Raw genomic sequence first — 22,704 nt, 5'->3', positions numbered from 1 at the left:
AGCTAGATGTAGATATAGTATAGTTTCCAGACTATCTTCGCTATATTTACCCCAGGTAATAAATTTTACAGATAGTGTATGAATATTTGGCGTGTTAAAACGGTTAATATTTTAACGAAACGACACTTTTATTTACTACGCTAATATGATTTGTATTTCTATAAATTTATGAGACTAATATCTGAATAATAAAATGGCTTAATAATCACAGAAAGCCAAACTTTTACCTAACAGATATCGTTAAGTATTTAAATATTATTAAATTTTAGTTTTAATAGTTTAGTTTTAATAGCGGTTTCCCTTATTGTTTTTCTGTGATCATTAGACAGATTTTCTAGAATATCCATAGGAGTATTATAATTTCCAGCAATTTTTCTCAAAATTTGCCATTTACCCTGATAAGAATTCGCTAAGTTATGAAGTATATAATCTGGAGTTTTATTAGATGCTGCCAGAATTTGTATGACATACTCATCTTTTGTTTTAGATAATTTTTCTATCATATTTATAGTAGTATTAGGATTGTTAATAATAGCTTCTACTACACTATAACTACCATTTTCTATTATCTTTTCTAACAGATATAGAGGTGTATTTGTATTTGAAGCAACTGCTTTTACTACGCTATAACTACCATTTTCTATTATCTTTTCTAACAGATATAGAGGTGTATTTGTATTTGAAGAAATTGCTAGAAGTAAGTCTTGTTGTATATCCTCTTTGTAATTATTCAAATTTATAACAAGTTTTTCTAGCAAAGATATAGGTGTATTAACATGAGATGCTATGTTGACTAATAAAGAATTATAATAGGGCTTGGCTAGAAATTCTAAAATATATGCAGGAGTATTAGGATTTTTGGTTATACTAAATAATATTCTCTCATCGTAATTATCAGCTAATTTTTTTAGTATTTTGACAGGAGTATTAGGATTTTCAGCAACGCTCCTGCAAACATAAACATAATCATCATCAGTTAATTTTTCTAATATATTCACACTTACATTAATATTTCGCGCAACAGAACCACGAACTTTTACCTCATTGTCAAGTGATAATCTTTCCAGAACATTCAATGGAGTATTAGAGTTTAAGGCTACTACTATTCGTATCATAGGCTCTTTATCCATTGATAACTTATCTAATAAATAAGTAGGAGTTTTAGCAGAATTAGCTATCTTCCGACGAATAGATAATTCAATATCATCTGATAATTTATCCAATATTTCTGTAGGAATTTGATAATTATCAAGAATTTCACTACGAACATATAATTCATTATCATTTGCTAACTTTTGCAGAATTTCAATGGAAGCATTAGGATGTCTGGCAACCTGCTTACGAACTAAATAATCTTTGTGTTTTGTTAAATAATTTAACCATTTTTCAGAAATAAATCCTTTATCTTGACAACTGGTTGCAAAGAATTTTCTTTCATCATAAAGAAGTAAACTGATTAAAGTTTCAGAACTTATTTTTAATTTTAAAGGATTATATGTTAATATTAAAGGCCATTCTTGACGTTCAAAAAGCATTTCTGGATAATAACGTCCTAAATTTAATAATGCTTGTATTGGTGTATTAGGATTAATAAGGATGCTTTTGCGAAGTTCATCAAGGATGCTAGAAAGCTCATAATTTTTTTGTAATTTTGATAGTTCTTGCAAAAAAATTGGATTAGTCGCAGGATTACTTGCTATCAATATAGCAATATCTTTATTTGAAGAAGCTATTCTTCTTAATTCTTGAAGTATTTTTTTTACCTCCTCGGTAGATGAAATTTCTTGTTGTTTATTTAGAGAATTGAATTGATGCAAAATGTAAATATTACTCTTAGGATTAATACTTAGATAATAATATATAATTTTCCTTTCTAATAAGGACACTTCAGAAGAATCAAGATTTTTTCTCGAATTTTCATAGGTTTCTATTAATAAATCTATATTTATATCTTCCAAAATATTTTTATTTTGAATTATTAAATCAATGATATTATATCTTTGTGATATCTCTAGTAAAATTTTTACAGGTGTATTAGGACGAGTAGTAATATTTTTAGTAATTTCAAAATTATATTTTGCTCGACCTGTTTTATATAATTCTAATAATATTTCTGGAGTAGTGTCGGGATGACTAGCTATTAGTTTTCCTATTTCTTCCTGTATTGTATGCCATTTTAATGTTTTATATAATTCTAATAATATTTCTGGAGTAGTGTCAGGATGACTAGCTATTAGTTTTCCTATTTCTTTCTTTATTGTATGCCATTTTAATGTTTTATATAATTCTAATAATATTTCTAGAGTAGTGTCAGGATGACTAGCTATTAGTTTTCCTAGTTCCTCCCGTATTGTATACCCTTCTACTGTTTTATATAATTCTAATAATATTTCTAGACTATTTACAACGTTGTTAACTATTAAAATACCAATATCTTCATTTAATGAAGAAAATAATTTAATCTTTTTTGCTATATATTTCACATTTTCTTGTGATAAATCTTGTTGTAAACTATTTAATTCTTGTAAAAAATAAATGGGGCTACTAGGATTATTACTTAAATAGTGATATATAATTGTTTGCTGACATTTATATAAATCCTGCTTAATACTCGAAGTAGAGTTTTCAATAAACTCAAGATTGCTTCTTAGTTTAGTATATTGTTCTAGTAAAAAATCTATACTTTTTTCTGGAAAAAATATTTTATTTTTAACTACTAAATTGATTATGTTATATGTTTGTGATATGTTAATTAAGTTATTAATAGGTGTGTTTGCATTAGCAGCTAGGCTTTGAACAATATTAAAAATATCTTCTCTATTACATAATTCTTCTAAAACTTCAGGACTAGTTGAAGCATTTTTGGCTATTGAAGGGAATAATTCTGCCAATGTGTTATGTACTTGATTATATGTTTTTTTTATATATACATCTTCCTCTAATTGTGACATTTTTTCCTTGAATTGTTCTTCCAACTCAATAAATCTCAATATAAGTTGATTTGAAAACATATTTTCTATACTTTCTTTGGGTTTTAATATATGATTAATAATTTTTTTTCTTAGTATTAGCTTCATAAATAAATCTATTGTTAAATTAGGATTTTCAAATATATATAATAATAAAATAATCGGATTTTTATGGGTTTTCAATATTTTTTCTAATAATTCTGGAGGGGTTGATGGATTACTAGCTACCAATTCCGCTAACTGTATATCACAACAAGCAAGTTCTTCTAAACGAGATATAGGAGTATTTTCGTTTAATGCTTCTTCTTCCAATGATGTCAATTCTGTAAAATTGTCTTCCATGTTTAATTAATTAGCAGGTAAAGTTGATGTAAGAGGTATGGATATAAAAATTATAGGCGATCGCCCACTCCATTACCATAGGCGATCCCTCTCATCATCAGTATAATCCCTAACTCAAAATAAACTCAACTGCTTTCCCACACCACCTTGAGGCTCAACAACCGAAAGTAACTCATCTCGTTTTTTAGCTATCAACTCCAAATAATACCCACTAGAATAGGCTTCAGAATTAGTCAATCCCCTAATTCCTTGATAAAACGTCACAACATCCCCAGTATTACCCAGAACCAAAAGAGCCTTTTCACCCTTCTTAATTTTCCGAGTAACCTGTAACTGTTCCACAGGAAAATCACCAGAACGAATAACCTTTGTTAATTCCTGGTAATATTGTTCTGCCTTAACCTTTGACAGAAGATATTGTGTCAAGTAGTTCAAAGGAAACTCCTTTTCTATACTCAAAACGGCTAGAAGCTGGACTTTTTTATCATACAAAGAACAAGTTCAAAGCCTCTCCAATTATAAAAGCCGCTCCTTTTCCCTCCCTTGTAGGGGAGGGTCAGGGAGGGGTGCGGGGAGAGGTTTGGAGAGGGGTTTCATATTTGGTTAAACTATGAACCGTTTGCAGTATAAACGAGAGCGATAGCGAAGCGCTCCGTAGGAATCGCGTTTCCGCCATGAACCCTTAGTAGTAATTTTACCATCTTCATGCCAGAGAATATAATTCTTAGCTCCTCTAGAGGGAACAAACATCGCTTGAGCAAGGATTTCCAACTCGATATTGATACCAGTAGGTAAAGCATTTTGCAGCTTTTCAAATATCAGCAGAGGTTCAGAGTGGGAGAAGAACACACCATCAGTATCACTTTCAACCTGGATACCTCCCGCTTTTTCAATCACATCAATCATGAATCGCAGAATCCGTCTCCCATAAGCTGTAACCAGTGCAGCAGCTTCCATATCGTTAAAACCAACACCAGAAGTCCCATAAAAGCCAAACAACGAGTTGATTAACACTTTGAGAGCAGCTTCAGCTTGTTTAGCAGCTAAATCTCCAGCTTTTCCTAATTCTTTGAGTCTGAGTCGTTCCCTGGTGAGATAATCGAGAATATTTAACCCCACTCGTTGCGTATTTGGAGATGTCTACTTTATCTGTATTTATCCTGTTTATCCTTTCATCTTTTTTGTCTGAATCAGGATGTCCAGGATTTAAGGATTTACAGGATTTAATTACGATTATGTGCATCTTTATCCAGAATGGGTATAAGCTGAGAAACATTTAATTTGCATAATTAAAACAGGCAGGATGCCTGTTCCACAAGAGTTTTAGTTGTAAGCAATATACAATTTAAATGTCCAACAGCTTATTCATCCTGTTCATCCTTTAATCCTGGTTATCCTGATTCAGACATTTTTCTTTAAGGTTTCTTTGCTTTTTGAGATTTCTGGGATTTTTGGGCAATTAACTGTGGATATTGATCTTGCATTTCCAACAGTTCGGGGACAGTAACAAACTCATAACCCTGTTTACGGAACTTGCTAATGATTTCTGGTAAAGCTTTGACAGTGTGAGAGCGATCGCCACCGCCATCGTGCATTAACACAATACCCCCTGGTTTGGCTTCCCTAAAGATGTTATTAATTAGTCTTGGCACACCCGGACGTGAATAGTCCATAGAATCAGACGACCACATAATAACAGCATATTTATTACTTTTAGCATAAGCCGCTACTCCATTCCTCATGTTTCCTCCTGGTGGACGAAACAGACTGGTTTTTATACCAGTAGTCTTATAAATTATGTCTGTTGTATTAGCAACTTCGTAAGCTGCTGTCTGTGCATTCATGTGATGATACCAATGATGCCAAGTATGATTAGCAATAATATGACCATCTGTAACTACCCGTTTTGTTAAATCTGGATAGTTTTTGACATTTTGTCCAACAACAAAAAATGTCCCCTTAATATTATTTTTCTTGAGGATATCTAATACTTTGGCGGTGCTACTAGGCCAAGGTCCGTCATCAAACGTTAGGGCAATAACTTTTTTTCCTGGGGGAAGTTTAGCCTCGCTAATGACAATCCCTTGAAAGTTAGATGGTACATCAGTGGAAACCCCTTTGGCTTGTGCTTCTTGTTGCCAAGTGGTCAGCATTTCTGTTTTAAATTCCTCTAACCGCTGCTGAGTTTTCACATTAGCTGCAATATCTTTATTTTTAACAATTACACCTTGACTTTGAGCATCAGAGATTTTCGCTTTGAATAAAATCATCAAAGCAATGCTTAAAGTGCCAGTTAGTCCAAGTATTGCAATTAATATTCCCTGCGTTCCAAAAAAAGACTTATTATTTTCCACAGTGTAACTCCTTCAAGGGACGAGCAACCATTGATGGCAGTGATAGCTCTGACGGTAGGTTATAACACATTTTTCTAAAAATTGAGATAGTTTACCATACTCTGAAGTATGATGTCCTTGGTATTCATGTATATTCCGTTGATTGAACTCATGATTCACTATTAAAGAAAAAATGATAATTAACTGAAGATAGTTTCTCATTTATGAATGAGATTTAGTAGTTACATTAGCTACTAATCTAACCTTGAGTGGATATACTTTTATCATAGATTGATAACTTTTCCATAATAGTGGATTTAGCAGAAAAAATTAACATTTGTTCTGTTAAGTTGATTTTTTCCAAATCACTAATATTACCCCAGTGACAATCAAACCTAGTCCAAAAACACGGGTTAGAGAAATAGGTTCTTTTAAAACAAAGTAACCTAGTAATACAGAAAATATATAACCAATGGATACAGCAGGGGCAGCAACGCTGAGATTGATTCTGGTTAGGAGTAATATATAGGTTACTGCACCAATACCATAACAGGTTAATCCTAATAAAACTTCTGGTATGGTGATCATATTGAGAATGAGATTAATAATGTTTCCTATATGAACTTTACCTAATTTAATCGCCCCCATTTTCAAAAAAAATTGTCCTGCTACACTAATAAGAACTGATATTAGCAGTAAACTAAATTCTGGTATTGACACTGATATTACCTTAATTTTATTGATAACGGTGATTGGTGGGATGAAATATAATGGAGGGCGCAGACCCTGCGCCCCTACGTTTTTGAGATTTAAAACTATTGAATAGTATTATTTTTTTTAAGTCAACATTTTAGTTTTTTGTAAAGCCTCCACTTTCTTTTAATGTATAAAGAGGACGACCTTTCACTTCTTCATATATTCTGCCAATATATTCACCTAAAATACCAATACAAACTAATTGGACTGAACCCAAGAAAAACATGGAAATTGTAATTAATGTGTAACCAATTAAGTGAGAGACTGGGGCAAAGATTCGCCAATAAAGCACTAATACTATCATAATCATAGCAATCGTAGCTGAGATAATACCTAAGTAGGTTGCCAGTCGTAAGGGAACTGTAGAGAAAGAGATAATACCATCAATTGCCAGGGATAAAGATTTACCAAAAGTATATTTTACATCTCCTGCAAACCGAGGGTTTCTTTCAAAAAGTACAGAGGTTTGTCGAAAACCTACCCAAGCACGTAACCCGCGAACATAACGGTTGCGTTCTGGCATAGAATTCAAGATATCTACTACTTGTCTATCCATTAAGCAAAAATCGCCTGTATCTACAGGAATATCAACTTTAGCCAAGCGTCGAAGCAGACGATAAAAAAGGTATGCCGTTAAGCGTTTTAGCCAACCTTCCTTTTGACGGGATATGCGTTGAGCGTATACTACTTGGTATTCTTGATGCCATTTTTCGATCATTGTTAAAATTAATTCTGGTGGATCTTGAAGATCGGCATCCATAACAATGATACATTTACCTTGGACAAAGTTCAAACCGGCAGTAACGGCGATTTGATGCCCAAAATTCCGGGCGAGACTGAGGTAATGGACTCGATGATCACGGTGATGTAATTCGCGCATCATACTCAAAGAGCGATCGCGGCTACCATCATCAATTAAAATTAATTCCACATCACCGTCTAACTGTTCCATAACATCATGTAAACGGCGATACATCTCCATGATGTTTTCTTCTTCGTTATAAATGGGGATAACTAGGGAGTAGATGGGCTGATTGATCATGATAAAATTTATTGAAAATTTAATTGCCTGAAAATAAAAATATAATGAATTATTCCTCTTATCTAAAAATCAATAAAGACTATATCATACTATTAACCATCTGGTTAATAGGATTAATGATAGATAGAACATGGTTTTTCTTAGATGAATCTATTCCAGCTTATGATCAAAGCGCACATTTAACGGGAGCATTACATCATTATCGGATTTTTCAAAACTTAAATATCTTATCAGGTGATTGGTGGTTATCTCTATGGCAATTAACCCCTAGTTATCGCGCTCCTTTTGTATATATTTGTACTGTACCCTTTTTAGTATTGTTTGGTAAGGGTCATGATCAAGCAAGTTTAGTCAATTTGGTATATACAGCGGTAATTATTTTATCAGTATATCATTTAGGGAATTATTTATTTCAAAACCGAAAAATTGGCATCACGGCCAGCATATTTTGCTTGTTATTTCCTATTATGGGAATTATCCGCACAGATTATTTATTAGATTATGGTTTGACGGCTATTGTCATAGCTACTTTCACAGTTCTAACAATTTGGAAAGATAGTTATAGTGGGTTTTTATCATGGATATTAACTCTTTTACTAGGGATAGGAATAGGGTTAATTATGTTATCTAAACCCACAGGTTTTATTTTTATTCTCATTCCTAGTATCTGCACATTAATTATTTTTATCAGCAAACGTAAATTTATTAAACTAATTCAAACAGGATTATCTTTAATTTTAGCTTGGTTGATTGCTGGTTCTTGGTATAGTGTAAATTGGTTAACTATTATTACTTCTGCCTTAAATGCTAATCATGTGGGAAAAGGAGAAGGTGATCCATCTGCAACAACAATTGCTGGTTGGTTATATTATCCGCAAGCTATTCCTGAAACAGTTGGTTTTCCGATATTATTTGTAAGTATTGGTATTTTCTTAATTTATCTGTTTAAACGTCGGGTTACTCAAAATGTATTGCCAGATAATTTATCAAAATCCGCGTTAACTTGGTTATTTATTTCTCTAATTAGTAGTTATATAATTTGTTCCTTGGGGACAAATAAAGATATTAGATTTATTCTGCCTTGTTTTCCGGTAATTAGTTTAATTTTGGCTTACTTCTTTAACTTGATTGACAATATCTGGTTTAATAAATTAAGATTAGCAACTTTTGTATTAAGTGGGATAATTTTACTCAATAATTTATTCCCCTTACCCCTAATTCACGCATGGGGAGGAAGACATTTACCAAATGATGAGAGTAAAAAATATCCCCTTGCGGAATTAATGGAGAAAATCAATCAAACTACTCCATATTTAAGAACAACTTTAGGAGTAATTCCAGTTTCTACACCCCAAGTTAATGAATTTACTTTAGATTATTTCGGGACATTAGCTGATTTTCGCATTTATGGAAGAAAATTAACTATGAAATTATCTCAGGTAAATCAGGATTTACAGTATTTATCGTGGTATGTCACCAAAGATAATGAACCAGATGAACCAGGAGAAAAGGGAGAAACAAAACGCAAATTAAAATCTTTAGTAGAAGCTGATCCTGAGTTAAAATTACAGAATGATTGGGTATTACCTCATGGTGATAAATTACGATTATATCATCGCAAAAATCCTCATGTAGTTGTTGAAAAATTAAATGTTGATAACAAGCCACTTGCTATAGAAAAAGTAATAATTGCTAATCAAGTAATTACAAATCAAAATAACTCAGTTACCTATGAAATTACAGGTTCATGGGATGAATTGCAAAATGGTTTGTTACTGTTGAAATGGCAAAATGGACAATCAGCTTGGTATCATGATCATGCGATCGCATTAGGTAATTTATATTGTGGTATAAAATGTCATCCTCAAGGAAATTTTCGAGTAATTGAGAATCTCGCTACATTTATTCCCCAGGAATTACCGCTAGGAAAATATCAACTATCCGCACTATATTTAGATAAAATTAATGGCAAAATTACGCCTTTAAATATTCCTAATATAATTGTCAATGTTACAGATACAGGAAAACTAGAAAAAACACCACCTTTAGATTTAGTTTCCCGAATGTCACAATTGGCAGTAGACTTACAACAGGGAAAATTAGATAATATCTTTGTGCAAATAGATAATTTTAATCAATATGATCCTACTCAAGATTATTTAAAACAAATTGAATTTGCCGCTAATTATTACCTAGAGAATGAACCAAATAATCTGAATTGGCGTTATACTTTGGTTTTATCACAACTTTTACAGCGCAAAGCACCGGAATTAATTCAGAATTTAACAGAATTAACTAAATATGATCGTCAAAATCCCTATACTTGGCTTTATTTAGCATTTGTTTATTTATATGACTTTCAACCCAAACAAGCCGAAAAGCAGTTGATAATAGCAGAAAAATTAAAACCAGATATACCAGAATTAAAGACTTTAAAAACAGTTACAAATATCATGAAATTTCTCCCATTAATTCATTTATAAAATATGAGTCATAAACAATGGTTTTTAGGTTTATTGGTAGCATCTTTAATTTTATCGCTGATAGGTTTGGGTAATTTACCTTTACGAGATTGGGATGAAGGTACTTATGCTATAGTTGCTAGGGAAATTTATCGCACTGGTAACTGGATTTATCCGACTATCCAAGGAGATCCTTTTTTATTAAAACCACCTTTGATGCAATGGTTTATTGCTGTTTGCTATCATATCGGAGGAGTGCAAGAATTTACTACCAGATTTCCGGGAGCATTTTTAACAGCTTTAGGAGTACCTTTACTTTATTTAATTGGACGTTTAGCTTTTAGAAAAAATTTACCAGCTTTATTTTCAGCTTTGGTTTATTTAACATTATTGCCTGTAGTCCGTCATGGTAGACTAGCAATGTTAGATGGAATGACTGTTTCCTTTTTCTTGTTATTGTTATTTTGTGTTCTTAAAGCCCGTCATGATAGAAAATATGCTGTTGGTATCGGATTTTGTTTGGGTTTAATTACTCTGACAAAGGGAATGTTAGTAGTAGTTTTGGCAGGAATAGCAGGTTTATTTATCATTGCTAATAAACAATTAGCTATATTAAAAAATCCATTTCTATGGATAGGAATGGTATTAGGTAATTTCCCGGCTATTGCTTGGTATTTTGCCCAATGGCAACATTATGGTAATATTTTCTTAGAAGTGCATTTTCAATCCCAAGCTTTTGACAGACTGGGAAAAGCTGTGGAAGGTAATACTGGTCCGATTTGGTATTATTTACTGGAAGTGATAAAATATGGTTTTCCCTGGTTGTTATTTTTGCCAGGAGGTTTATATTTAAGTTGGAAAAATCGTCATACTGCTTGGGGTTGTTTAACTCTCATTGGTACAATTGTTTATTTTGCCATAGTTTCTTTAATGAGTACCAAATTACCTTGGTATATTATGCCCATATATCCATTTTTAGCTTTAGCGATTGGGGCTAATTTAAGTTACATTTGGCAGAAGGAGAAGTTTAAAACCAGATTTTTGACGGGATTTTTTGCATTTTTAGTTATTGTCGGTTTAGCAGGTTGCATTTATTTTAGTATATTTGATAAACAGCCATTGTTAATTGTGATGAGTGTTATTTTAGCAATGACTATGGGGATGACATCATGGTTAGTTAATCAGCATAACCGTCAATTTATCCCGGTTTTATTTGCGGGAATGTATTTAGTTTTAGGAATGTTGATGAGTTCTCAATCGTGGATATGGGAGTTAAATGAAAAATTCCCTGTTCTACCAGTGGCAGCGTTAATTAGAGATAATGTACCACCTGGAACACAGATTTATACTTCTTTTCCTGATAGTCGTCCTAGTTTAGATTTTTATAGTGATTGTAAAATTATTCCTACATCTATTGCCGATTTACAGGATAAGTTTGCTGATAAATCTTATTTATTATTGGGTAAGGAGACTTTGCCGAAAATTAATTTAAATCAAAGTAAGGTTATGGGAGAAGCTAATGGTTTTAAATTGGTGGTTATAAATTAAGGCTAGTGTGTACACACAAGTTATCGAATCACCCCACCCTAACCCTCCCCTTGTAAAGGGGAGGGAACTAATTTTTCCGGTTTCTCCCCAAAGCATCGGGGGGATTAAGGGGGGTAATTTAACTTGTGTGTACACGATGCCTTTATAAGTAATTGGACAAAAATAGTTACAGTCATTGCGAGCGAAGGGAAGCAATCACAACCCTTGGAATTGCTTCATTTGACTTCGTTCCCTATGGCTAACGCCACGCAACGCTTACGCAATGACATTGTGTAATTAATTCTGTCTCACTACTTACAGCAATCATGACTTTTCAAACACCCTCTAAATGTCTTGGCTGGTGCGCCTATTTTTTCTGAAAATATTGCTGCGTATTCGCCATCAAATTCGCTTGTCTGTAATAGTACGGGATAAAATCGGAAATTTTTCTAAATTTTCAGCAATTACTGCCATAATCAAAGACTTTGAGAAAGCTTTAGACAGATTATGATGGAAGTTTAGGGCTTGATGAAAAAGGTGATAATCACTCGTCAACCACCCATCACTTCCCTTCGGGTAAGTGAGGGCTTGTAAAAGCCTAGTTGACCAGACTCAGTTCTTAACCGAACTACGTTAGAGGTAAGAGTTAAAGACCTACCAGAGGATGCGTAGCTAGTTCCCTGCTCTAGAACTTAAAAGTTAAACAGGCTTAAGGGTTAAACCAGTGCTTTTAAGATAGTTACCGACCTCTAACATTGTCGAAGCTAACATTACCCGCAAGGAGGCTCTTTGGAGCAAAATATTATGTCCAAAGTATTTGTTTTAGACACTGAAAAAAGACCACTAGACCCAATTAATCCAGCACAGGCTAGACAACTATTAAGAAACAAAAAAGCAGCAATATTTAGACAGTTTCCGTTCACAATTATTCTCAAAAAATCCTGTCCTGACTCCCCAGTATCGTCCCTAAGACTAAAGATTGATCCTGGTGCAAAATTCACGGGAATGGCATTAATTAATGATTCAACTGGCGAAGTAGTATTTGCTGCTGAATTAAAACATAGAGGCTTTGCAATTAGAGATGCTTTAACTTCTAGAAGTCAATTAAGACGTTCTAGACGTGCCAGAAAAACTCGTTACAGACAACCAAGGTTCTTAAACAGAAACTTCCCAGAAGGATGGTTAGCACCGAGCTTACAAAGTCGGGTTGAGAATATTAAAACTTGGGTTGAAAGATTGCGTAAACTCGCACCAATTAGGGCAATTAGTCAAGAATTAGTCAGGTTTGATATGCAGTTAATGGCTAATCCTGATATTCAAGGTAAGGAATATCAACAGGGAACTTTAGCTGGTTACGAAAGCAGAGAATACTTACTAGAAAAGTGGGGTAGACAATGTGCCTACTGTGGAGTGAAAGACGTTCCTTTTCAAGTAGAGCATATTCATCCACGAGCCAAGGGTGGTAGTAATTCAATTACAAATCTCACTTTAAGTTGTGAAAAATGTAACACTAAAAAAGGCACGAAAGACATCAAAGATTTTCTCAAAAAAGACCCTTCAAAGTTAGAAAAAATCTTGAAGCAAGCTAAAAGACCACTGGCTGATGCAGCAGCAGTAAACACAACTCGCTTGGCATTACTATTCGTTGTCAAAGCGACTGGATTACCTGTAGAAACAGGTTCAGGAGGGTTAACAAAGTTCAATAGAAGTCAGCAAAATCTGGAGAAAACGCACTGGATTGATGCAGCTTGTGTTGGTCAGTCAACTCCAATTCTCAATATCAAAGGCGTTAAGCCATTGCTAATTACAGCTAATGGTCACGGCACTAGACAATCTTGCCGAACTGACAAGTACGGTTTTCCTTCTAGATATGTCCCCAGGTTCAAATTTGTTAATGGTTTTCAAACCGGAGACATTGTGAAAGCTGTTGTCACAAAAGGTAAAAAGATTGGGGCATATATCGGACGAGTAGCGGTGAGGACTAGCGGTAGTTTCAATATCTCAACAATATCTGGACTGATTCAAGGTATCTCTTACAAATACTGTAAATCAATTCACAAAAAGGACGGTTACGAATATGGAAAATCAAAGATTTGTTAATTGCTCAACTGTCCCTTTCATTGTTTGTGCTGGCGCACAAAATTACTCAAGGGACGTTTCACAATTAACCCTCCATTCCTCCCATCACCAAACTGAGTACAGTTTTGGTGGGGGTCTCCTGGAGGTTTAGATGACTACCGAAAACAATCTAGCCATTGTGGACTGGGAACCCCATCATCCACCTGCTGACTTAATATTTGATGATGGTGAAGTCTTGGAATCAAATAGACACCGGATTGCGATGAATGTCCTCATTCGGTCATTGCAGCAGCTTTGGTCTGACCGCAATGATTATTTTACTGGGGGCAATATGTTTATTTACTACAGCAGTAGCCAAATTCGTAATCGTGAGTTTCGCGGTCCCGATTTTTTTGCCGTTCTCAATGTTGATGGTAGTAACCCTCGACAAGGTTGGGTAGTTTGGGAAGAAAATGGTCGCTATCCTGATGTGATTGTGGAATTAATGTCACGGTCTACAGCAGGAATAGATAAGGGAATTAAAAAAGACCTTTATGAACAGACTTTCCATACCTCCGATTATTTTGTCTATGACCCATTTGATGCTAATTCTTTACAAGGATGGCATTTAGATCATGAACAACAGTATCAGCCATTAAGACCAAATGAAAATGGTTGGCTATGGTGTAGACGTTTGGGTTTATGGTTGGGAACTTGGGAAGGAACTATAGATAGGGAAACTGCGATTTGGGTGCGGTTTTATGATGTTGCGGGCAATCTAGTTTTATTACCAGAGGAGGCAGCTAAATCACGAGAGGAGGAAGCTCAAGCAAAAGCAGCTAGGTTAGCTGCCAGATTACGAGAATTAGGTGAAAATCCAGATATGTTGTAATCGTTAGGTTTGTCGAATCCCTGGCTTCTAAGGATGTCACAATTTCTGAAGACGATTACAACAGAAGTCGGGGATCTTAATTTTTGTCTAATGAGTCCAATTAACTAGAAGCACTAGTATAAAAACGGAGAGCAAACCGCCAAAACTGGGTAGAAATGAAAAACAATATCAAAGCTAGTAATCCTGCACCCAGCAACCAGGTAAGTTGAATTTGACCTAACATAGTTTGGGCGGGAACTGTAGTTAAAAAAGCTACTGGCACTATGAAGGTGAAGAAGAAGCGATAGGCAGCCGGATAACCTGTAATTGGGTATCTTCCAGCCTCTAAAAACCCTCTTAATACTTCAGTAATATTATATATCTTTACAAACCAAATACTAGTTGCTCCTAGTATAAACCACAGGCTATAAAGAATAACTAAACCACAAGTTAACGGAAAGATACTCAATAAGTATTTATCAATACCTAAGTTAAGTTTTGTACCAGCATAGACAATGATCAATAGTCCAAAGATTAAATCTGGTATTCCCCAGGGGGAAATGGTATGAAGAGATAACCAAAACTGACTACGAATAGGTTTTAATAATACGAAGTCTAAAGTCCCTTCTTGGACATGACGCACAATCCGATTTAAGTTGGGAGCGAGAAAGGTGGCAGCAAAGCCTTGTAATAGGGTGAAAATTCCTAAAACTACTAAAGCTGATTCCCATGACCAACCCGAAAAAGTGTAACCTGTACGGTAGAACAGGAATAAACTGAAGATACCACCCACTAAATTGCCTAAGCTACTAATAGCATAAATGATAAAATTTATACGATATTCCATTTCTGCGGAAATGGCAGCACTCCAAAATAATCTCAACACTTTTAAATATCTTTGCATTTTTCGTTTTTACCTCAATAGCTATTAGATATAAAATAATTTTATCTAAACTTAATCTTATTTTTTATTTTTATAAATTTATGAGCGCTAAAATGTGAAATGCAACTTCTTAAGCAAATTGGATTTTATGCGGTTTAATTTACCAGAATTAATGAAATCGCTGGGTTACTTTGGAGTATGGGGAATTATGTTTGCTGAATCTGGTTTATTGATTGGCTTTTTTGACGGATAACTTCAACTCACTTGTAATAATTTTTGACAACATAATGTAATGGCTAAACTATCTAACGAATTACAACGCTATTTTTTTGAAGAGGAAAGACCGGAAAAGGTAACTTTAGTAGATATTTTATTATTAGCTCAAGAAAGAATTTTTGGGTTTTTGCTGGTGATTTTGTCTCTACCGTCAGCTTTACCAGTTCCTGCACCTGGGTACTCAACTCCTTTTGGGGTGCTGATTTTTTTGTTGGCTATACAGTTAATTGCAGGTGCGAAAATCCCTTGGCTACCTGAGAAGATGCTTAATTATCCTCTGCAACTGACTACAGTTCAGGGATTTTTGAAAGCGGGACTGCCTTGGTTACGAAGAATTGAAGCCATTGCTCGTCCGCGTCTATCTTATATTTGCACCACATTACCAGGTAGAATCACTATTGGTAGTGCGATCGCTCTGATGGCTATTTCGATGATGATTCCCATACCGGGAACTAACACTTTACCCGCAATGGGGATTTTTGTTACAGCCTTTGGTTTATCAGAAGATGATGGTGCTATTAGTTTAGGTGGTTTAGTCCTGTGTGTAATGGGAGCAATTTTAACTACCTCAATTCTGTTTGCTTTGATGTGGGGTGGTTCTAGTCTACTTGATGTAATTAAGAGTTGGTTAGGAAGGTAGGGGAAGGTGACGGGTGACAGATAGGTAGGTTAATAACCCGATTACCAATTACCAATTACCAATTACCAAATTAAACCAAAAACTGGTAGCGTCAAACAAGGAAAATATTTTTTGTGGATGTTACAACTTGAAAACACGTTCTAATTATTGGCAACTTTTACCCTATATCCGCACCCAGTGGGAAACTATCGCTAAGGGTTTTATAGGGATTTTAGGATATGTACTGGCAACTTTAACCCTGATTAATGTCGCGGGGAAGTTGGCAGTTCCCTTTGGGGATGGTAATGTATTAGCGATCACTCAATTAGCCGGAATCAGTGCTGCTATCTTTCTTGTGCGCGGCTTTTTTCAGTCTGTGCAAGATTTATACATGGCCAAGGCAGCTTTAAGAATCGCTTTTTATCTCCGTCAACAGGTTTATACTCATTTACAAAAACTCAATCTCAGCTATTTTGAAACAGCTAAAGCTGGGGATTTATCCTATCGTCTCACGGAAGATGTTGATAGGGTTGGAGAAGTTATCAATAAGCTTTTTCATGATTTTACTCCCTGTGCTTTACAGTTAATTGCCATTCCCATTTACATGATTTATTTAAATTGGCAACTTACCTTAGCAACGGTAATTGTTGCCCCAATTATGGGGATTTTAATTGGTTGGTTTGGGGAACGTTTACGGAAATATTCTCTCAAAAGTCAAAGTCGTATCTCTGATTTATCGGCGATTTTAACGGAAGTTTTTAGCGGGATTCGCTTAATTCAGGCTTTTGCTGCGGAAAAATACGAAATAGAGCGATTTAGTTATGAAGCAGAACGCAGTTTTAAAGCCAAATATTCCGTAGAAAGATTAAAAGCTATTCAAATTCCCATTGTGGGATTTTTAGAAGCTGTCAGTGCTTTATCTTTGTTAATGGTAGGAACTTGGCAAATATCTCAACGCAATTTAACAGTCGGTGAATTTTTTAGTTATTTAACAGCAGCAGCTTTGTTAATTGATCCGATTGGTCATACTACTAATAACTATAATGAATTTAAACAAGGTGAGGCATCGGTTGATCGAGTTTTTGAGTTATTAGCAATTCAACCAACGGTATTAGAAAAACCCAATGCTATTACCCTTCCTGCTGTTAATGGTAAAGTTGAATATTGCAATATTACTTTTGCCTATAAATCAGGAGAACCTGTATTAAATAATATTAGTCTATTAGTCATGCCCGGTCAAGCTATTGCCCTTGTTGGTGCTTCTGGTGCTGGGAAAACTACTTTTGTGAACCTATTACCTCGATTCTATGATCCTGAATTTGGGGAAATTTTTATAGATGATGTAAATATTCGAGATGTGACTTTAAATAGTTTAAGAAAACAAATTGGGATTGTTCCCCAAGAAACGATTATGTTTTCGGGAACTATTGCCCAAAATATCGCTTTTGGACAAAATATTTTTGATATTCAAGCAGTGGAATCAGCGGCTAAAATCGCCAATGCTCATCAATTTATTCAGCAATTACCGGAAGGTTATCATACTTGGGTAGGAGAGCGAGGTGTGAATTTATCAGGGGGACAAAGACAGCGAATTGCGATCGCTCGTGCAGTTCTTCTTAACCCGCAAATATTGATACTTGATGAAGCCACATCTGCCTTAGATTCGGAATCAGAAGCTTTGGTACAAGAGGCTTTGGAGAGATTGATGAAAAACCGCACTGTATTAATTATTGCCCATAGATTGTCAACTGTCAGGAAGTGCGATCGCATTTTGGTGTTAGAAAAAGGGCAAATTGTCGAATCGGGAAATCATGAGGAATTATTAGAATTAGAAGGGAGATATGCGCGGTATTATGCCCAACAATAAGATCCATAAGATCCCCGACTTCTTAGAGAAGTCGGGGATCTGAAATTCTCGAATAAATTTTGAATTTTAACCTGTCATTTCTCAGGAATAGAATCACGTAAATCATTAAGGCTAATCATCAAAGTCATTGGTTCAAGAGGAGACAAAATAAAACCTAAAGCCAAATAAAAATCCTTAGCTTCTTCAGAAATAGCATGAACAATAATTCCTCTAATACCAATTGTATCAGCAGCTTGAACAACCCTTAGTGCCGCATCACGAAATAAAGCACGTCCTAAACCTTGACTTTGATAAGAACTATCTATTGCTAATCTTGCTAAAATTACTACCGGAATGGGGTCAGGCATATTTCGCCGAAATTTACCTAAGGCTGATTGTACACTAATCGCTCCAGAAGCCAGGGCATAATACCCAACTATTCTATTGTCAACGCAGAGAACAAAAGTTCTAGTTGCACCACTGATTTGATTAGTATAAGCTCGACGTTTTAACCAATCATCAAGAGAAGCAATTCCACAGGAAAAATCAGAGCAGGAGTGGTGACTAGAGAGAGTTTCAGGTGGTGTTAAACTCATTCTTTATCCCAAGGTGGAGTTGTCTGCATGGTTTTGCGTAAACGCTCATTAGGTTGGGGTGGTGCATCTAGTAAGGCGATAAATTCTGCATAAGCCTCTGGACTAGCCCAAAAAATAGTCCGTTCCAGCAAAGTTTCCTCCGCAGCATTCCGCGCTGCTGCCAAAATAAAATCAGTTCTATTTTTACCTAACACTTTGGCGGCCATATCTATCAAATCACGTTCCTCTGGCTTAATGCGTAAATTTAAGGTGTTACGCACAGTTATATTTTTTGTTTTATTGGTCATGGTGGATTTTTTTTGGGCGTAATTACTGATTGAATCATTTTAGCATATTGTAATGACAATGACATTACACTATTTAGTGAAAAAATCGCTATTTCTGGTAATAATTATAGCTATAGCCATTAAGTAGAGATGTTCCGCCGGAACGTCCTAACTACCCTGTCTGCGGCTAGTAGTCTGTCAACCCGAAAATGACGGGTGAAGGCAAAGCAGGGGGAGAAGAGAGGCAGGGGGGGCAGGGGAGGGAACTAGATTTTTATTGTTTCCCTCCTTGTAAAGGGGGGAATAAGGGGGGTAAAAATGTGATGAAAATTATGGGATACCACTTTTAAAACATCCTCTTAGACAGGGAATAAATTCCCTGGATTTTTTATAAAATCAAACAATATAATTTAATTATTGTGCCAAAATAACTCACTTCCCATGACAAAAAAAATATTAACTGGACTAAGTTCAAAAACTTACGAACACCCATTTGATCGCAAAGCTTTAGCTTCTTTACAAAGTATGCCCGGTATCTCTCCTTTGCTCAAAAAAGTCAACGAATATGGTATTGATCGTTTACTGAGATTACAAAGTATTGCTAGTGAAATCAGAGTCACACCCCGGAATTTTCCCCAATTGTATCAACCATTATTAGAAGCTTGCCAAATTCTTGATGTGACAACTATTCCTGAATTGTATTTGTTTCGAGGGACAGGGCATATTCAAACCTATATTATTGGCGTAGAAAAACCTATTATTGGTATCAATATTGAAGCAATGGAATGGTTGAATTATGATGAATTACTGTTTATTTTTGGATACGAAATTGCTCGAATTAAAAGTCAACATATGATTTATCATCAAATATCAATTGTCATGCCGGCGTTGAAAATGTGGTTAAGCAGTACCACATTAGGATTAGGAGGATTGATAGCTGGTGGTGTAGAATTAGCATTATATAATTGGGTAATGATGGCAAAGTTCACTGCTGACCGGGCTGGTTTATTAGCTTGTCAAGATATTAATATTGCAACTACCGCACTGATGAAACTTGCAGGTTTACCAGAAGAGTATTTAACTCCTAATGTGATCGAAGATTTCCTGAGTCAATCCCGCGAGTTTGCATCTAGTAGTGTTGATAATCTAGATCAAGTTACGAAAATATTAAGTTATTCGGAATCTAGTCTTTCTTGGTTAGTAATGCGAACTGGTGAATTATTAAAATGGGTTGATTCAAGAGAATACGATCATGTACTTCAAGGAGAAAATGTCAATACTCCAAAAGAAGAAGAGGAAGGAGACGAAAAAGAAGGGTGGAATTTTTTGACTTCTTGGTAATTTAATAGGCGATCGCCTTTAATCCTGATTCAGACAATCGCTTTTTATATCTTACCTAATCTTTCCACAAGGCAATACCACCCAATGAACCTGTGATATTGCGGATCAATTTCACATCTGATTGAAAATCCGTAGGGGTGCAAGGCCTGCACCCTCTCCTCATCGGACTGCTAATAACCACCATATATCTTTTTCCCAACCATAACTAATTGAACACCAGATTGATTTATATTTGCTAATCTAGAAGTGGTGTAAATACAGCAATTTTCGCTCTAATGAAATACAATGGAGGGCGCAAGCCCTGCGCCCCTACGGGTTTGGGGATAAAAAACTGTACCTCATAACATTAGAAAGTGCTGTATTGCTGATGGTAGTGCATTTTTCTATTAAAACTATTATTTGAGCAACAATTATGACGACGTTTCACCCTAACAGCCTGCGTTCTTACAGCCAAGAGGATGTACAGCAAATTCTGCAATTAGCGATCGCTCGTCAAGTAGACGATAACGATCAAGAATTTTCCTATCAGCAAATCCTGGAAATTGCCACAGAGTTACAAATATCACCCGATATCCTCCAACAAGCGGAACGGGATTGGTTAGGTAAACAAAACGAAGTTGAACAGCGTAAAGCTTTTAATCTTTATCGCCAAAGTAAATTTAAAAAACGTCTGGGAAATTACGCAATCATCAATATTTTTTTCATAGGTATGGATTTAATTAGTGGCGGTATTTCTTGGTCACTTTATATCTTACTAGCTTGCGGATTAGCCATATCCTTAGATATTTGGAATACTTTTCAAACCAAAGGTGAAGATTACGAAATCGCCTTTCAAAGATGGAATCGCAACCATCAAATTAAACAAACAATCAATACAGTGTTAAATAGGTGGTTTAAGGTATTTAGTCCTTAAACTGCCCGTAGGGGCGCAGGGCCTGCGCCCTCCAAATACCTGCGCCCTCCAATCTATTCCCTCTTCCCATAAGAAAACCGCCTGTGAGTGCAAAAAATAACAACAAGCGGTTTTCTAAGATATTAATGAAGTTAATTAGCTACTAGAACCAGAAGCCGCTAATTCTGCTAACCGTTCTTGTTGATCTTGGGATATACAAGATTGAATCACTGTCTCTATATCACCTTCCAAAATAGGGTTAAGGGTAAAATTTTGACCTAAACGGTGGTCAGTCACCCGGCTATCTTTATAATTGTAAGTGCGAATTTTTTCCGAACGAGAACCCGTACCCACCTGCGATCGCCGCATGGAAGTCACAGCATCTTGTTGTTCTCGCAATTTCAACTCATACAACTTAGCCCGGAGAATTTGCATCGCCCGTTCCTTATTCTGCAACTGACTGCGTTCTTCAGTACAGAAAATCCGAATCCCCGTAGGTTTGTGGAACAAATCAGCGGCTGTTTCCACCTTATTCACGTTTTGTCCACCCGCACCACCAGAACGCGCCGTACTCATTTCAATATCTTTCGGGTCAATGTGGATTTCCACTTCATCCACTTCTGGCATAATCGCTATAGTCGCAGTCGAAGTGTGAACCCTTCCTCCCGATTCCGTTGCTGGTACACGCTGAACACGATGTACACCTGATTCAAACTTTAGCTTACTATAAACACTATCACCTTGAATTTCTAGAATTACTTCTTTAAACCCGCCCATTTCCCCCAAGGACTCGCTGACCAGCTTCACCTTCCAACCCTGGACATCAGCATAGCGGGAATACATCCGCAGTAAATCCCCTGCCCAGATACTAGCTTCATCACCACCAGTACCAGCGCGAATTTCCAACATAATATTTTTATCATCGTTGGGGTCACGGGGTAGCAACAACACCTTTAAGCGACTTTCCAAATATTCTAGCTTTTCTTCCAGTTCACTAACTTCCATTGCTGCCATTTGATGCAACTCTAGATCGCTATTGGACTCTTTGAGGATCTGACGCGCCCCTACCAATTCATCCTGGACTGTTTTCCAAGTTTCATAGGTATTAACTACCTCTTCCAAAGAAGAACGAGACTTAGCAATTTTTTGATACTCATCAGGATTACCAGCAGTATCAGGATCGGCTAAACGGCGTGTTAATTCATGAAAAGTTTGTTCAACAGATTTAAGTTTCTCCAGTAAGTATGATTCTGCCATGATGACTATAAATGCTCCTAAAAAATAACAAGTTGGCTCAAGCATTAAATGACAAGCGACCCAGCACTGTGCAGGGTCGTCTGTGGCTTCCGCCACACTATCAACAGCTACAGCCAACCAGCTACTTTTGATTATCGTCGCCAGTTTCAGTTTGAGTGCTAGACATACCATATTTACGGAGGAAGCGTTCTACACGACCTTCCGTATCAATCATTTTCTGAGTACCAGTGTAGAAAGGGTGATTTCCAGACCAAACATCTACGTGCAGTTCGGGCTTAGTAGCACCAATGGTCATAACTACTTGACCATTACAGTAGACTTTAGCGTCTGGATACCATTTGGGATGAATATCAGGTTTAGCCATTGTT

The 22,704-nt window shown here is 35.7% G+C and carries 20 protein-coding genes; 9 read left to right on the top strand and 11 right to left on the bottom strand.

What is annotated here, in order from left to right; all coding sequences use genetic code 11:
* Window positions 1-248: 248 nt before the first annotated feature.
* The 6 genes from NG743_RS20385 to NG743_RS20360 all read right to left on the bottom strand — a co-directional run bounded on the left by NG743_RS20385 (window position 249) and on the right by NG743_RS20360 (window position 7,439).
* The gene (locus tag NG743_RS20385) at window positions 249-3,311 is read right to left on the bottom strand and encodes a hypothetical protein (protein ID WP_257120777.1); all 3,063 of its coding nucleotides are present in this window, start codon (window positions 3,309-3,311) and stop codon (window positions 249-251) included.
* Window positions 3,312-3,425: 114 nt separating this feature from the next.
* On the bottom strand, window positions 3,426-3,746 hold the full coding sequence (locus tag NG743_RS20380) for a hypothetical protein (protein WP_257120776.1): 321 nt from the start codon (window positions 3,744-3,746) through the stop codon (window positions 3,426-3,428).
* Between the two features lie 168 nt (window positions 3,747-3,914).
* Window positions 3,915-4,430 (bottom strand): DNA polymerase domain-containing protein, encoded by a 516-nt coding sequence (locus tag NG743_RS20375; protein ID WP_257120775.1) that lies wholly within the window; start codon window positions 4,428-4,430, stop codon window positions 3,915-3,917.
* A gap of 296 nt (window positions 4,431-4,726) precedes the next feature.
* Window positions 4,727-5,665: a polysaccharide deacetylase family protein gene (locus tag NG743_RS20370; protein ID WP_257120774.1), complete on the bottom strand. Its 939-nt coding sequence runs from the start codon at window positions 5,663-5,665 to the stop codon at window positions 4,727-4,729.
* 324 nt (window positions 5,666-5,989) lie between these two features.
* Window positions 5,990-6,364 (bottom strand): EamA family transporter, encoded by a 375-nt coding sequence (locus NG743_RS20365; RefSeq protein WP_027402067.1) that lies wholly within the window; start codon window positions 6,362-6,364, stop codon window positions 5,990-5,992.
* Window positions 6,365-6,494: 130 nt separating this feature from the next.
* Window positions 6,495-7,439 (bottom strand): glycosyltransferase family 2 protein, encoded by a 945-nt coding sequence (locus NG743_RS20360; protein WP_027402068.1) that lies wholly within the window; start codon window positions 7,437-7,439, stop codon window positions 6,495-6,497.
* A 47-nt stretch (window positions 7,440-7,486) separates the two neighbouring features.
* Here NG743_RS20360 and NG743_RS20355 point away from each other — a divergent pair, with 47 nt between their 5' ends.
* From NG743_RS20355 to NG743_RS20340, 4 genes are all read left to right on the top strand, one after another.
* Window positions 7,487-9,925 carry a hypothetical protein gene (locus NG743_RS20355; RefSeq protein ID WP_257120773.1) on the top strand — a complete coding sequence of 813 codons (2,439 nt, stop codon included), beginning with the start codon at window positions 7,487-7,489 and terminating at the stop codon, window positions 9,923-9,925.
* 3 nt (window positions 9,926-9,928) lie between these two features.
* On the top strand, window positions 9,929-11,452 hold the full coding sequence (locus NG743_RS20350; RefSeq protein WP_257120772.1) for an ArnT family glycosyltransferase: 1,524 nt from the start codon (window positions 9,929-9,931) through the stop codon (window positions 11,450-11,452).
* Between the two features lie 783 nt (window positions 11,453-12,235).
* Window positions 12,236-13,531 (top strand): RNA-guided endonuclease IscB, encoded by a 1,296-nt coding sequence (gene iscB / locus NG743_RS20345; protein ID WP_257120771.1) that lies wholly within the window; start codon window positions 12,236-12,238, stop codon window positions 13,529-13,531.
* A 130-nt stretch (window positions 13,532-13,661) separates the two neighbouring features.
* On the top strand, window positions 13,662-14,381 hold the full coding sequence (locus tag NG743_RS20340) for a Uma2 family endonuclease (protein ID WP_257120770.1): 720 nt from the start codon (window positions 13,662-13,664) through the stop codon (window positions 14,379-14,381).
* 100 nt (window positions 14,382-14,481) lie between these two features.
* On the opposite strand, the gene NG743_RS20335 is transcribed toward NG743_RS20340, so the two are convergent.
* Complete coding sequence (locus NG743_RS20335) at window positions 14,482-15,264, bottom strand: ABC transporter permease (protein WP_257120769.1); 783 nt, start codon at window positions 15,262-15,264, stop codon at window positions 14,482-14,484.
* Between the two features lie 94 nt (window positions 15,265-15,358).
* Here NG743_RS20335 and NG743_RS20330 point away from each other — a divergent pair, with 94 nt between their 5' ends.
* From NG743_RS20330 to NG743_RS20320, 3 genes are all read left to right on the top strand, one after another.
* Window positions 15,359-15,496: a hypothetical protein gene (locus tag NG743_RS20330; RefSeq protein ID WP_257120768.1), complete on the top strand. Its 138-nt coding sequence runs from the start codon at window positions 15,359-15,361 to the stop codon at window positions 15,494-15,496.
* Between the two features lie 39 nt (window positions 15,497-15,535).
* Window positions 15,536-16,159: an exopolysaccharide biosynthesis protein gene (locus NG743_RS20325; RefSeq protein WP_027402073.1), complete on the top strand. Its 624-nt coding sequence runs from the start codon at window positions 15,536-15,538 to the stop codon at window positions 16,157-16,159.
* Window positions 16,160-16,286: 127 nt separating this feature from the next.
* A complete protein-coding gene (locus NG743_RS20320; protein WP_257120767.1) occupies window positions 16,287-18,005 on the top strand; it encodes an ABC transporter ATP-binding protein in 1,719 nt (572 codons plus the stop codon).
* A 74-nt stretch (window positions 18,006-18,079) separates the two neighbouring features.
* Here NG743_RS20320 and NG743_RS20315 read toward each other — a convergent pair whose 3' ends face one another.
* Together NG743_RS20315 and NG743_RS20310 are read right to left on the bottom strand one after the other, a co-directional pair.
* Window positions 18,080-18,580, bottom strand: coding sequence for a GNAT family N-acetyltransferase (locus NG743_RS20315; RefSeq protein ID WP_257120766.1), 501 nt, complete (start codon window positions 18,578-18,580; stop codon window positions 18,080-18,082).
* Window positions 18,577-18,867: a type II toxin-antitoxin system TacA family antitoxin gene (locus tag NG743_RS20310; RefSeq protein WP_053538439.1), complete on the bottom strand. Its 291-nt coding sequence runs from the start codon at window positions 18,865-18,867 to the stop codon at window positions 18,577-18,579. Before NG743_RS20310 ends, NG743_RS20315 begins: the two co-directional genes overlap by 4 nt.
* Window positions 18,868-19,287: 420 nt before the next feature.
* On the opposite strand from NG743_RS20310, the gene NG743_RS20305 reads away from it, so the two are divergent.
* Window positions 19,288-20,187 carry a M48 family metallopeptidase gene (locus NG743_RS20305; protein ID WP_027402078.1) on the top strand — a complete coding sequence of 300 codons (900 nt, stop codon included), beginning with the start codon at window positions 19,288-19,290 and terminating at the stop codon, window positions 20,185-20,187.
* A gap of 412 nt (window positions 20,188-20,599) precedes the next feature.
* Window positions 20,600-21,100: a 2TM domain-containing protein gene (locus tag NG743_RS20300; protein WP_027402079.1), complete on the top strand. Its 501-nt coding sequence runs from the start codon at window positions 20,600-20,602 to the stop codon at window positions 21,098-21,100.
* 135 nt (window positions 21,101-21,235) lie between these two features.
* On the opposite strand, the gene prfA is transcribed toward NG743_RS20300, so the two are convergent.
* Together prfA and rpmE are read right to left on the bottom strand one after the other, a co-directional pair.
* Window positions 21,236-22,336, bottom strand: a complete 1,101-nt coding sequence (gene prfA / locus NG743_RS20295) for a peptide chain release factor 1 (RefSeq protein WP_027402080.1) — start codon at window positions 22,334-22,336, stop codon at window positions 21,236-21,238.
* Between the two features lie 121 nt (window positions 22,337-22,457).
* A complete protein-coding gene (rpmE, locus tag NG743_RS20290) occupies window positions 22,458-22,700 on the bottom strand; it encodes a 50S ribosomal protein L31 (RefSeq protein ID WP_027402081.1) in 243 nt (80 codons plus the stop codon).
* Between the last annotated feature and the right edge of the window lie 4 nt (window positions 22,701-22,704).

The organism is Dolichospermum heterosporum TAC447, assembly GCF_024584745.1.
GTDB lineage: Bacteria > Cyanobacteriota > Cyanobacteriia > Cyanobacteriales > Nostocaceae > Dolichospermum > Dolichospermum heterosporum.
Note: the sequence above shows the minus strand (reverse complement) of the source record. Positions and strands in the feature narration are given on the sequence as shown.

Coding starts and splice junctions, on each gene's coding strand:
- NG743_RS20385 (WP_257120777.1), bottom strand. CDS start 3,311: ATGGAAGACAATTTTACAGAATTGACATCATTGGAAGAAGAAGCATTA.
- NG743_RS20355 (WP_257120773.1), top strand. CDS start 7,487: ATGAATTATTCCTCTTATCTAAAAATCAATAAAGACTATATCATACTA.
- NG743_RS20350 (WP_257120772.1), top strand. CDS start 9,929: ATGAGTCATAAACAATGGTTTTTAGGTTTATTGGTAGCATCTTTAATT.
- iscB (WP_257120771.1), top strand. CDS start 12,236: ATGTCCAAAGTATTTGTTTTAGACACTGAAAAAAGACCACTAGACCCA.
- NG743_RS20340 (WP_257120770.1), top strand. CDS start 13,662: ATGACTACCGAAAACAATCTAGCCATTGTGGACTGGGAACCCCATCAT.
- NG743_RS20335 (WP_257120769.1), bottom strand. CDS start 15,264: ATGCAAAGATATTTAAAAGTGTTGAGATTATTTTGGAGTGCTGCCATT.
- NG743_RS20325 (WP_027402073.1), top strand. CDS start 15,536: ATGGCTAAACTATCTAACGAATTACAACGCTATTTTTTTGAAGAGGAA.
- NG743_RS20315 (WP_257120766.1), bottom strand. CDS start 18,580: ATGAGTTTAACACCACCTGAAACTCTCTCTAGTCACCACTCCTGCTCT.
- NG743_RS20310 (WP_053538439.1), bottom strand. CDS start 18,867: ATGACCAATAAAACAAAAAATATAACTGTGCGTAACACCTTAAATTTA.
- NG743_RS20305 (WP_027402078.1), top strand. CDS start 19,288: ATGACAAAAAAAATATTAACTGGACTAAGTTCAAAAACTTACGAACAC.
- NG743_RS20300 (WP_027402079.1), top strand. CDS start 20,600: ATGACGACGTTTCACCCTAACAGCCTGCGTTCTTACAGCCAAGAGGAT.
- prfA (WP_027402080.1), bottom strand. CDS start 22,336: ATGGCAGAATCATACTTACTGGAGAAACTTAAATCTGTTGAACAAACT.
- rpmE (WP_027402081.1), bottom strand. CDS start 22,700: ATGGCTAAACCTGATATTCATCCCAAATGGTATCCAGACGCTAAAGTC.